Here is an 11,845-nt window from a genome sequence, read left to right on the forward strand (position 1 = left end):
GCGGCGTGCCCGCCGGAGGCGCCCGCAGCGCATGCAGGCTGCGGGCGGCACGGGTCGCCGGGGGAGCGGCCGGCGTACCGAACCGCATTCCAGGGGGATGGGTTGGGACGGGCGGGGCCTGTGGCGCTCCGGGATCCGGTACAAAAGGCGGATGGACGTCATCGCGCTCGATGATCCGGCCCAGGGGGAGATCCGGCGCTGGCACGCGGTCCTGGCCGCCGCGCACGCCGCCGACCTGCGCGACGAGCCCGCGCCGGACCCCGAGCAGACGGCCGCCCGGCTGCGCGCCCCCGGGCGGCGGCTGTGGGCCGCCGTGGAGGGCGGCGACATGGTCGGCGTCGCCGAGCTGCGGCTGCCCGGCGGGCCCGGCGCCGACCGTCCCGCCGAGATCGACATCCAGGTCCGCCCCGACCGGCGCCGCCGGGGCGTCGGCACGCGGCTGCTGGCCGTCGCGGCCGAGGGGATGCGTGCCGACGGCCGCACCAGCGTGATCGCCCAGGTGATGGCGGGCACCCCCGCGATCCCGTTCCTGGAGTCGCACGGGTTCGAGTGCGTGCTGACGCTGCGCGGGCTGCTGCTGCGCCTGGACGACGTCCCCGCCCGCCGCGTGGAGAAGCTCGTCGCCTCCGGGCCCGCCGGGTACCGGCTCGTGCGCTGGCGCGGCACCGCCCCCGACGAGCACGCGCTCGCGCTGGCCCGCGCCAAGCACGCCATGGCCGACATGTCCGCCTACGAGGGGCTGCCGTGGGACGCCGACCGCGTCCGCGAGATGGCCGAACTGGTCGCCAAGCGCGGCGACGACCTCTACACCGTCGCCGCCGTCCAGGGCGACGGGATCGCGGGGTTCACCGAGGTGGTGGTCTCCGCGGAGACGCCCGAACGGGCCGCCCAGTACGACACCGCCGTGGTGCCCGAGCACCGGGGGCGGCGCATCGGCATCTGGGTCAAGGCCGCCATGCTGCAGTGGCTGCGCCGGGAGCGTCCCGAGGTCCGCGAGATCGAGACCGACAACTCCGGCGACAACGTGCACATGCTGGCCGTCAACGAGGAGCTGGGGTTCCGCCGCCAGCGCGAGTCGCGGGAGTACCAGGCCTCCGCCGCCGACCTCCCGTCGATCTGACCGGCGGGAGTTATCCCCAGAACGAGATTCTGCTGCCGCGTGCACGGGGGCGGGGCCAGCCTTGACGCATGACCTCGCTCCCGCTGGGTCACCCGGAAACGGTCGCCTCCCGCTTCCTGGTGTCCACCGACGAACCCCCGCCCGCCGACGTCTCCGGCCTCCTCACCGGCGGCGACCTGGCCGCCCTCGCCCGTGAACTGCACGCCCGGTCGGCGCTGAAGCTGCGCGAACACCGCCCGGAGGCCGACTGGCTCGCGCGGCTGGGCGGCTCCTCCGGCCGCCTGCGGCGGTTACGGAACGCACGGCACCACGTGCTGGTGCGCGTCCAGGGCGCACCCGACGACGCCCCGCGCCATGCCCAGGCGGCGCGGCAGGCCGCCCGCCTGCTCGCGGCGGCCGCCGGCGGCCTCGTCGTCGACGTCGACTCCCACCAGGTCGTCGGCACCTCGCCGGTCGAGCGCGAACACTTCGTCCTCGGTGACCAGTGGATCGGGGTGTTCGTCGTCGGCGAGAGGGCGCTCGTCCGCGCCGACACCTGGGGTCTGCACCGGTTCGGCCTGCCCGAACTGACCGTGCGGGGCGCCCCGTACGGCCACCTGCTCACCGCCGCGAATCTGCTCCGCGTTCTGGCCTTCCGGCTGTTCTCCCGGCGCCGCGCCGAGGCCGTGCCGGGCACGCTGCTCCTGGACGGCGCCGACCTCCTGCGCTTCTGGGGCGCCCGTCCGGCCCCCGCCGGACGCTTCATGGTCCGCCTCTCGCTCGGCGCCGGCAACTGCCCCGGCTGCCGCCCCGCCCTGGAGGTGGGCGCGACGGCCTTTGCTGGTGGGACGACGGGCGCCGGCTGGTGGGACGACGGGCCCGGACGCGCCCTGCCCAAGCTGCTGTCGGCCCGGCCCGAGCCGGGCCCGACGGAAAATCCGTTGCCCGCCCGCGACTCCGATAGGCACCCTTAAAGACGTCCGGAAAGCCCCGAAGCACAGTGAATTCCCGGCCCATTCCTCTGTAGTTCAATGGCAGAACGCCGCACTGTTAATGCGGATATCCAGGTTCGAGTCCTGGCGGAGGAGCGGCGAGGAGGTGACCGATGACCGTTCTCGTCCTGAACGCGTCGTACGAGCCGTTACAGCGTGTCAACGTGCGGCACGCCATCCGCATGCTCGTGCGCGGCGTGGCCGTCGTGGAGGAGGCCGAGGAGGACCGCACCATCGGCCCCTTCCCGGTGCCGCGCGTCCTGCGCCTGGTCAAGTACGTGGTCATGCGCTGGCGGCACGGCAGGCGCCCGCCGTGGAGCAAGCGCGGCGTCTATCTGCGCGACCGCGGGCTGTGCGGTTACTGCGGGCGCCGCGGCGACACCATCGACCACGTGCTGCCGCAGTCCCGCGGCGGCGGCGACACCTGGGACAACACCGTCCTGGCCTGCGGCAGGTGCAACAACCGCAAGGGTGATCGCACCCCCGCCGAGGCCGGGCTGCTGCTCCGGGTCGCCCTCCGCACCCCCCACTGGGACGAACTGGTGGACCTCTGACCGAGGCCCCCGTCCGCCGAGGACGGGGGCCTGCGGCACGTCACCGATCGCGGATACGCCCCAGCTCATGCCGCGGCAGGAAATCGGCGCGAACGGGGCTCGTCCGCCGCCCTGACAACCCCGGGCAGGACGACCCCCGAACAGTCATCGGCCACCGCACGGCCCACAAGACCCACCGCCCTTGTACGCCGACATGTCCACCTATTCGGTGCCTCGTCGGCGCCTTTGCCCTGATCAGCGGCCGGGCCTATGGGGCGGTCTCTCCGGGTGTGCTCGGACCCGGTGAGCGGTGGCAGGGGCGCTGCCTGGTATTGCACCTGTGGCCGCCGGAGGCTCGGTGGTCGCTTGGGTGTTCGTCGATGTCGCCGTTTGGGGGTGCGTGTCCGGTGTCGGGGTGATTTATAACGGTGTTGTTCTGGGCGGCGAGGCCTTTATCACGATGTGCCATGGCGGAGGGGCGGGAATGTGGGAAATCTCTGGAGGAGAGCGGGAACCTCGCGCCGGTCGCGGCTGTGAGCTGGGCGGATGCGGGCGGCGGAGGGGCTGGTGATCTTACTGTTATGGCCGCTTTGTAATTTTTGTGTGACGCTGTGTGATTGTCGGATGAGGCGGGAGCAATTGGGGGTTTGTGGTAGCGTGCCGCCAATCTTCTGACGGTTTCTAAGGAGAGTTCTGTGGCGGCCCACGATCCCCTCGACCGGAAGCGGCGACCCGGTGGCGGACGGACGGCGGCGCGGCGGTGCGCGGCCGTGGCGTTCGCGCTGGCGGTGTCGGCGGCGCTCCCCCCGGTCCCCGGCGTCGCGGCTCCCGCGGAGCCCAAGGACTCCAAGAGCGAGCTGGCCAAGCTGCGCAAGCGGGCGGACGCGCTGGCCAAGGAGTACCGCGGCGAGCTGATCACCCTGGAGGAGGCCAAGAAGGCCGCGCAGAAGGCCGCGCAGGACGCCGAGCGGCTGTCCAAGGAGTTCGAGACCCGGCGCGGCGACGTCAGCCGCCTGGCCGCCACCTCGTACATGACCGGGCGCATGGACACCATGTCGATGGTGACGGCGGAGGACCCGGGCGCCGCCATCCGCGACGCCACCGTGGTGGAGCACCTGGCCCGCAGCAACGACATGCGCATCAAGAACCTGGAGACCCTGGCGGCCAAGGCCCAGCAGTCGCGCAAGAACGCCGACGCCAAGGTGGCGCAGGTGCGCAAAGAGGTGGAGGACCTGGAGTCCCAGCGCGAGCGGGTGAAGAAGCTGCTCGCCAAGTACAAGCCGGAGCGGCCCTCCGGCTCGTCGGGCGGCGGCGCCACGGCGGGGCGGCCCGACGGGGCGAGCGGCACCAAGTCGCCGATCGTCGGCAACACGATGACCGCGCGGATGCGCACGCTCATGCAGGCCATCGACGGCAGGTTCGGCGCGTTCCCGACGATCGGCTGCTACCGCGCGGGCGACCCGCAGGACCACGGGTCGGGCCGGGCGTGCGACTTCATGGAGAGCACGGCGGGACGGATGCCCAGCGCGTCCGCGCAGGCGCACGGCGACCAGGTGGCCCAGTTCGTCATCGACAACGCGAGCAGGTACGGGGTCAAGTACGTCATCTGGAAGCAGCGGATCTGGGACACCCGCGGCAGCGGCGGCTGGCGGCAGATGGAGGACCGCGGCAGCATCACCCAGAACCACTACGACCACGTGCACGTGTCGGTGCTGTGACCGCCGTGCGACGCTGGGCCCCGTGGCATACGACATCGAGCAGCCGTACGGACCACTGATACACGACGACGCTCCGGGTGGCGACCTGGAAGCCGACCTGCGCTACTGAACCGCGGCGGTCACCGGAGGGACACGACGCGGGACTCCCGGGCGGCGACGACGGCGGCCTCGATGACCTCCAGCCCGGTGATCGCGTCGGTGAGGGTCACCGGGGGCGGCGCCTCGCCGCGCAGGGTGCGGGCGACGTCGGCGTAGAAGTCCTGGTAGGCGCCGGGGTCGGTGGGTTCGGCGCGGTCGGCGCCGGGGGTGCCGACGCGGCCGTACGCGCGCACCGGGGCCACGCCCCAGTCGGCGTCCAGTGGGGTCAGGCCCCTGCGCAGGGCGTCCTCCTGGACGTCCATGCCGGACACCGTGTAGGCGGCGCGGTCGCCCAGCACGCGGAACCGGGGGCCCAACTGGGCGGCGGTCGCGCTCATCCACAGGTGGGTGCGGACGCCGTCGTCGTGGGTGAGCGCCACGAACACGTCGTCCGCGGCCGAGGCGTCGCGGCGGCGGACGTCGATCTCCGCGTAGACCTCGCGGGGCCGTCCGAACAGGTGGACCGCCTGGTCGATCAGGTGCGAGCCCAGGTCGTAGAGGATGCCGCCGGCGTCGCGGGGGTCGGCGCTCTCCTTCCAGCCCGGCTTGGGCTGCGGGCGCCAGCGTTCGAACCGCGACTCGAACCGCAGCACGTGGCCGAGCGCCCCGGAGCCGACCAGGCGCCGCACGGTGCGGAAGTCGCCGTCCCAGCGCCGGTTGTGGAACGGGATGACCGGCAGGCCGCGCACCGCGCTCAGCGCGGCCAGGGAACGGGCCTCGTCCGCCGACGTGGCCGCGGGCTTGTCCACCACGACGGGGATGCCCGAGGTCAGCGCGGCCCGGGCGAGGGGGACGTGCTGCCGGTTCGGCGTGGCGATCACCACCAGGTCGTAGGTCCCGGTGGACTCCCAGAGCCGGTCGGTGCTGTCGAACACGCGGGTGTCGGGGTAGCGCGACCGCACCGCCTGCTGCCGTCCGGGGTCGCCGGTGACCACGGCCGCCAGCCGCAGGTCCGGGACCGAGGAGATCAACGGGGCGTGGAACACCGCACCCCCCGTGCCGTATCCGACCAGTGCCACCCGAAAAGCCATGGTCCGATGATTTCGGATGCGTCCTCACCTGCGGCGACCGGGGGTGGCGGTCCGCGCCAGCGCGAGCGGCGCCCGAGGGGCCGTACGATTCCCGGAGACGGGGAGAGCGAGGGGACGGCGCCGTGACCAAACCTGTGATCATGACGGTCGACGACGACCCGGGAGTGTCCCGGGCGGTGGCGCGCGACCTGCGGCGCCGCTACGCCGGGACGTACCGGATCGTGCGGGCCGAGTCCGGGTCCCAGGCGCTGGCGTCGCTGCGCGAGCTGAAGCTGCGCGGCGACGACACGGCGGTGCTGGTGGCCGACCACCGGATGCCGGGGATGACCGGGGTGGAGTTCCTGGAAGAGGCCATGGACCTCTACCCCTACGCCCGGCGGGTGCTGCTGACCGCCTACGCCGACACCGACGCCGCGATCCGCGCGATCAACGTGGTGGACCTCGACCACTACCTGCTCAAGCCGTGGAACCCGCCGGAGGAGAAGTTCTACCCGGTGATCGACGCCCAGCTGGACGCCTGGCTGCGCACGCCGCGCCGGGAGCACGCCCAGCTGCGCGTGGTGGGGCACCGCTGGTCGGCGCGCTCGTACCAGGTCCGCGACTTCCTGGCCCGCAACCAGGTCCCCTACACGTGGCTGCTGGACACCGCGCCGGAGGGCGCCGAGCTGGCCCGCGCCGCGGGCGACCCCGAGCTGCCGCTGGTGGTGACGGCCGACGGCACCACCCTGTCGGCGCCCAGCGACGCCGAGCTGGCCGCCGCCGTGGGCCTGTCCACCGCCCCGGCCGCGGGGTTCTACGACCTGATCGTGGTGGGCGGCGGCCCGGCCGGGCTGGGCGCGGCGGTGTACGGGGCGTCGGAGGGGCTGCGCACCGTCCTCATCGAGCGGCACGCGTCCGGCGGGCAGGCCGGGCAGAGCTCCCGCATCGAGAACTACCTGGGCTTTCCCGACGGCGTGTCCGGCGCGCAGCTGGCCGACCGGGCGCGCCGCCAGGCCGAGCGGTTCGGCGCCGAGCTGATCACCACCGCGGAGGCGGCCGGGCTGGAGGCGCGCGGCCAGGCCCGGGTGGTGCGGCAGACCGACGGCACCGAGATCTCCGCGCACGCGGTGATCCTCGCGACGGGCGTGTCCTACCGCCGTCTCGACGCACCCGGCCTGGACGACCTGGTCGGCGTGGGCGTGTACTACGGCGCGGCGATGGCCGAGATCCCCGGCTGCCAGGGCGAGGAGGTGTACGTCGTCGGCGGCGCCAACTCCGCCGGGCAGGCCGCGGTGAACCTGTCCCGCTACGCCCGGCGCGTCCACCTGGTGGTGCGCGCCGACGGGTTGGAACGGTCGATGTCGCACTACCTGATCGAGCAGATCGCCGCGATCCCCAACATCGAGGTGCATCCGAACACCGTGATCGCCGAGGGGCACGGCTCGGGGCACCTGGAGGCCATCACGCTGGACGGGCCCGAGGGCAAGCGCCGGGTGGACGCCCAGCGGCTGTTCGTGTTCATCGGCGCCGAGCCGCACACCGGCTGGCTGGAGGGCGTCGTCGAACGCGATCCGCGCGGCTTCGTCCTCACCGGGCCCGACCTGGTGGCGGGCGGCCGCCGCCCCGCGGGCTGGGCCGCCGACCGCCAGCCCTACCACCTGGAGACCAGCCTGCCGGGCGTGTTCGCCGCCGGGGACGTGCGCGCCGACTCGATGAAGCGGGTCGCCTCGGCGGTCGGCGACGGCGCCATGGCCGTCGCGCTGGTCCACCGCTACCTGGAGCAGGCATGAGCGACACCGCGACCAAGGTCCCGCCCGAACGGCTGCGCGAGCTGTTCCTGTTCGAGGGGCTGGACGACGAGCAGCTGACCTGGCTGGCCGAGTACGGCTCCGCCCGCGGGTACGCGCGCGGCGAGGTGATCTGCTCCGAGGGCGACCCCGCCGAGTTCCTGTACGTGCTGCTCGACGGCGAACTGGTGATGACCAACGCGGTGCGCGGCGACCAGGTCGAGACGACCAGGAGCGACCGTCCCGGCGTGTACGGCGGCGCCGTCCAGGCGTATCTGGGCGACCGCATCGACCAGCGGTACCAGCACACGCTGCGGGCCGGCCGTCCCTCGACGGTGTTCGCGCTGCCCGCCCGCAAGTTCGGCAGGTCGGTGCGGGAGTGGTTCCCGATGGCCACGCACCTGCTGGAGGGCCTGTTCTTCGGTGCCAAGAACCTCCGCCGCCTCGTCGACCAGCGCGAACGTCTCGCCGCCCTCGGCACCATCACCGCCGGGCTGACCCACGAGCTCAACAACCTGGGCGTGGCCGCGGCGCGCGCCAGCGCCGAGCTCGGCGACCGGCTCGCGGGCGCCCAGCAGCGCCTGGCGGAGCTGGCCCGGGCGGGCGTCGACTGCGAACGCCTGGGCGACCTGGTGTCGCTGCAGGAACGGCTGCGCGGCCAGGGCACCGGCGCGGCGGCCGAGCCCGGACGCGACCCGCTGGAGGTCAGCGACGCCGAGGACGAGCTGGCCGACTGGCTGGAGGAGCACGGCGTCGACGACGCCTGGGAGCTGGCGCCCGGCCTGGTCGCGGCGGGCCTGGGCGTCGCGGAGATCGAGCAGGTCGCGCCGGTGGCGGGGGAGCAGCTGCCGGTCGCCGCGCGCTGGCTGGCCGAGGTGCTGGAGGTGACGCAGCTGCAGGCCGAGCTGGCCGACGCCACCGGCCGGATGACGGCGCTGCTGGGCTCGGCCAAGCAGTACTCCCAGCTCGACCGCGCCCCCTACCGGCGCGTCGACCTGCGGGAACTGCTGAAGAGCACGCTGATCATGCTCAAGCGCAAGGTGCCGCCGGGGGTGCGGGTCGTCAAGGACTTCGCGCCCGACCTGCCGCCGGTGCCGGTGTACGCCGCCGAGCTGAACCAGGTGTGGACGAACCTGATCGTCAACGCGCTGGACGCCATGGAGGAGGCGGGCACCCTCACCGTCCGCACCGCCCGGCACGGCGACCACGCGCTGGTGGAGATCGCCGACACCGGGCCGGGCATCCCCGAGGAGAACCTGCCGCGGATCTTCACGCCGTTCTTCACCACCAAGCCCGTCGGCGAGGGCACCGGCCTGGGCCTGGACATCTCCTGGCGGATCGTCGTCGACCGGCACGGCGGCGACATCCGGGTCGAGTCGCGGCCCGGCGACACCCGCTTCCAGGTGCTGCTGCCCCTCACCGAACCGGACTCCGCCCCCGACGCCGAGCCCGACGCCGAGCCCGAGTACGGCGCCCAGGCCGGCTGAGGCCGCGGCGGCTTATCCCGGCTTTCGGTCCCCCTTGATCGGGTTGTGCCCGACCCGCACAGCCGATCAAGGAGGCATGCATGAGACGTCCCGTCCTGACCGGGATCGCCGCCGCCGCGGTGCTCGCGGCGTCCGCCGGCCCGGCGGTCGCCGGCACCGCGCCGCCCGACGCCGCGCCGCCCGACCCCGCGCCCGGCGGCCCGCAGCGGCCGTACGAGCCGGACGTGGACGGTCCGCGCAATCTCGACACGCTGTCGGTGACGGCGACCAGGGGCGCCGGGCGCGGCGTCACGATCGCGTTCGACCGGCACAGCCGCACCGCGTCCGGGCAGGTCCCGGCGGCGGCCCGCCGCTTCGTGTTCCTGTTCGACCGCTCGGTCGGCTTCAACCCGCAGGCGTTCCCGACCTGCGCCCATGAGACGATCAAGGAGAAGGGCGCCGGCGCCTGCCCGCCCGGCTCGCGGGTCGGCGGCGGCCGCGCCACCTACCTCGACGGCTCGCGCCACGAGGTGCAGGCGTTCAACACCAGGGTCGGGAGGCTGCCCGGCGTGCTCGTGGTGATCCCGGCGACCGGCGTGGTCCTGGAGCAGACCTTCGAGCCGGTGGCCGCCCCGTACCGCGGGGACTACCGCTGGGCCCTGGACGAGATCCTGCCGCCCACTCCCACGCCCCCGCGGGACCGCCTGGGCACGTCCCGCTTCGAGCTGTCGTTCGGCGCCACCACGGCGCGCGGCGGCCGGACGGTCGGCTTCGCCGAGACGACCGCGCGCCCGGGCAGCCGGCTGCGCTTCGGGCTGTGGAGCGAGTTCGTCACCGGCCAGGTGGTGCTCCCCACGTCCGTGACCCGGCTGTCCTGAGACCCGGCCGTCCCGGAGACGGGCCCCCGCCGCCGAATTGCCGGATTGCCCGGCGGCGGGGGACGGCCAGTCGATAGGTTCACCCGGTGATCGTCGAACGGGGGAGGTGCCGCTCCTCCGCGCGACACCCCCTCCCGGAAGGAACCACCCGAGGACCATGAACCAACCCCCCGCATGGTGGGCGGCCCTGACCGGCGACCCGGTCGGGGAGCGGCTCGGCATCGACTGGCGCGCCCCCGACCAGTGGGAGCCCGCCGACGCGCACGGCGACGGCGACGCGGACGGCCGCGAGTCGTCCGGCACCGTGAGCGTGGAGCACCTGGACGACGACGACCTGGAGCTGCGCGAGGGCAAGGTGCTGGTGGGCACCGGCCCGGCGGTGACGCGGCGCGGCATGGGCTACGAGGTCGAGGCCGCCTGGTACCTCGACCCGTCCGAGCCCGACCGGCTGTGGTGCGCGCTCGGCTCGTTCTACCCGGCGTGGCTGTGGATCCCCGTCGAGCCCACCGCGGACGGCGTCGCCGAGGCGCTGGAGGGCGTGTTCCCCCGCCCCGCGCTGCGGCGCGCCGAGCTGACCTCGTTCGCCCGCGGCTTCCTCGGCTTCCGGCACGAGGTGCTGGTGCCCAACGTCTACGACGGCTCGTTCGTCGAGATCAACGGGCTGGACCTGGACCGCTACTACACGCTCGTGCAGTACGTCGAGCCGCAGTCGTGGGGCAGCGACCACCTGGACGACCCGCTGGCCGACGACGTCGAGTTCGTCCGTCCCCTCGACATGCTCGCCGCCGACCGCGACGGCGGGCACAAGCGGCAGCGGCTCGGCCGCGTCCCGTCGATGACGTGGCGGACCCTGCACTCGCGGTCCTACCTGTCGTTCGAGATCCACACGCAGGGCATCGTGTGCGCGGCCGTGCGGTACCGGCCCTCGCCCAAGTCCCACCAGACGGTGGTGCGGCGGCTCAACGACACGCACGAGGAGAGCTTCCCCCTCGACCTTCCCCTGGACGTGGTGGGCGCGCTCACCGGGTTCGACTACTGCGCCGAGGACGACCTCGTCGACCCCGACGAGATGGAGGTCGACACGCACGTCGGCGGCGCGCTGCGCATCCGGGCGGCGCTGTGGCACGGCGACCTGCGCCGCACCATGCGGCTGCGCGAGTACGCCGACCGGCCCGAGCCCGGCCTGCGCCGCCACCTGGTGCAGATCGCCGGCTGGTACAACTACCGGTTCCTGCTGCAGGAGCTCGCGCTGACCGAGACCGATCCGGAGCTGCTGGCGCAGATCGAGGAACGGCTCGACCGGCCCGCCGAGGACACCTTCAACGCCTTCGGGGACTACTTCGGCGGCGACCCGGTCATGGTGGACGACGCGGGGAACCCGGTGGAGACCTGGGACGACCTGGGCGGGGAGGACGAGGAGTGAACCTCGAGAGGTTCGGCGGCGAACGCGGCGCGGTGCTGGCCGACCACGCCGACCGGGAGGCGCTGGACGCGCTGGCGGCCGCACGCGGCTGGAACCGGATCGACGCCAGGCCCCCCGGGTTCTCCGAGCTGGGCCGGCAGGTCTGGCTCGCGGGGGACACGGCCCAGATCGTCTACCTGGAGTCGCCCGAGCTCGGCGCCCGGGTCGTCTGTGTCGTGGGCGATGAGGCCGAGCCCGCCGAGGAGGTGTTCGCCGCGGTCACGGCCGTGCTGCCGACCGTGCCGGTCGACGAGATCCTGGCGGGGCTGCTGGCCGAGCCCATGGCCGGGCCCCGCGACCTCGTCCGCGGGCTGAACCGCCTGATGGCGGCCGACATGCCGGCCTTGGCGTCCGGTGGGCGCCGTCCGGAGGACCCCCGCTACCGGCAGGTCGTGGAGCGGCTGGCCGGTCATCCCGAACGGCAGGTGCGCCGCGCCCTGCTGTCGGTGGCCGCCGGCATGGCGGCGGTGCGTCCGGAGCTGGCCGAGCCGATCCTGGCCCGCCGCGATGAGGAGACCGAGCTCGGCGACCTCATGGACGCCTTCGCCGAAGCCGTCGAAGCACGCCGGTAAAGGCCCACGCGAGAGCCGAGCGCAGGCGGACGGCCCCGTCGTCGTCGCGGCGGCGACGGGGCCGGCGTCCACCCGGCCGCGCCGGCTCCCGGCCGGGATGCTCCTATAGATGTCAAGCTGCAGGAGCAAGATCGTTTTGGTTGGCTGGTGTGGTGGATGTGCTGGTCAGGGTGCGGTAGACCTCGCGGGC

10 protein-coding genes and 1 tRNA gene are annotated in these 11,845 nt (G+C 73.7%); 10 read left to right on the forward strand and 1 reads right to left on the reverse strand.

The window, feature by feature from the left end; genetic code table 11:
• Nucleotides 1-151 precede the first annotated feature (151 nt).
• The 5 genes from ABZ801_RS15715 to ABZ801_RS15735 all read left to right on the forward strand — a co-directional run bounded on the left by ABZ801_RS15715 (nucleotide 152) and on the right by ABZ801_RS15735 (nucleotide 4,342).
• The gene (locus ABZ801_RS15715; protein ID WP_360698137.1) at nucleotides 152-1,120 is read left to right on the forward strand and encodes a GNAT family N-acetyltransferase; all 969 of its coding nucleotides are present in this window, start codon (nucleotides 152-154) and stop codon (nucleotides 1,118-1,120) included.
• A 68-nt stretch (nucleotides 1,121-1,188) separates the two neighbouring features.
• On the forward strand, nucleotides 1,189-2,073 hold the full coding sequence (locus ABZ801_RS15720) for a hypothetical protein (RefSeq protein WP_360698140.1): 885 nt from the start codon (nucleotides 1,189-1,191) through the stop codon (nucleotides 2,071-2,073).
• A 43-nt stretch (nucleotides 2,074-2,116) separates the two neighbouring features.
• A tRNA-Asn gene (locus ABZ801_RS15725) sits at nucleotides 2,117-2,187 on the forward strand.
• 17 nt (nucleotides 2,188-2,204) lie between these two features.
• Complete coding sequence (locus tag ABZ801_RS15730; RefSeq protein ID WP_344955008.1) at nucleotides 2,205-2,645, forward strand: HNH endonuclease; 441 nt, start codon at nucleotides 2,205-2,207, stop codon at nucleotides 2,643-2,645.
• 674 nt (nucleotides 2,646-3,319) lie between these two features.
• Entirely contained in the window at nucleotides 3,320-4,342 is a 1,023-nt protein-coding gene (locus ABZ801_RS15735) for a hypothetical protein (RefSeq protein ID WP_360698144.1), read from the forward strand.
• A 119-nt stretch (nucleotides 4,343-4,461) separates the two neighbouring features.
• Here ABZ801_RS15735 and ABZ801_RS15740 read toward each other — a convergent pair whose 3' ends face one another.
• Entirely contained in the window at nucleotides 4,462-5,511 is a 1,050-nt protein-coding gene (locus ABZ801_RS15740) for a Gfo/Idh/MocA family oxidoreductase (RefSeq protein ID WP_360698147.1), read from the reverse strand.
• A gap of 122 nt (nucleotides 5,512-5,633) precedes the next feature.
• Between ABZ801_RS15740 and ABZ801_RS15745 the strand changes: the two genes are divergently transcribed.
• The 5 genes from ABZ801_RS15745 to ABZ801_RS15765 all read left to right on the forward strand — a co-directional run bounded on the left by ABZ801_RS15745 (nucleotide 5,634) and on the right by ABZ801_RS15765 (nucleotide 11,655).
• Nucleotides 5,634-7,280 (forward strand): FAD-dependent oxidoreductase, encoded by a 1,647-nt coding sequence (locus tag ABZ801_RS15745; protein ID WP_344955002.1) that lies wholly within the window; start codon nucleotides 5,634-5,636, stop codon nucleotides 7,278-7,280.
• Nucleotides 7,277-8,764, forward strand: coding sequence for an ATP-binding protein (locus ABZ801_RS15750; RefSeq protein WP_360698151.1), 1,488 nt, complete (start codon nucleotides 7,277-7,279; stop codon nucleotides 8,762-8,764). The genes ABZ801_RS15745 and ABZ801_RS15750 overlap by 4 nt, the downstream gene beginning before the upstream one ends.
• Before the next feature lie 80 nt (nucleotides 8,765-8,844).
• Nucleotides 8,845-9,621 (forward strand): hypothetical protein, encoded by a 777-nt coding sequence (locus ABZ801_RS15755; RefSeq protein ID WP_360698154.1) that lies wholly within the window; start codon nucleotides 8,845-8,847, stop codon nucleotides 9,619-9,621.
• Nucleotides 9,622-9,778: 157 nt separating this feature from the next.
• Nucleotides 9,779-11,044, forward strand: a complete 1,266-nt coding sequence (locus ABZ801_RS15760; protein ID WP_360698157.1) for a hypothetical protein — start codon at nucleotides 9,779-9,781, stop codon at nucleotides 11,042-11,044.
• Nucleotides 11,041-11,655, forward strand: coding sequence for a hypothetical protein (locus ABZ801_RS15765; protein ID WP_360698160.1), 615 nt, complete (start codon nucleotides 11,041-11,043; stop codon nucleotides 11,653-11,655). Before ABZ801_RS15760 ends, ABZ801_RS15765 begins: the two co-directional genes overlap by 4 nt.
• Nucleotides 11,656-11,845: the final 190 nt, after the last annotated feature.

It is taken from the genome of Actinomadura sp. NPDC047616 (genome assembly GCF_040642915.1).
Classification (GTDB): domain Bacteria; phylum Actinomycetota; class Actinomycetes; order Streptosporangiales; family Streptosporangiaceae; genus Spirillospora; species Spirillospora miaoliensis.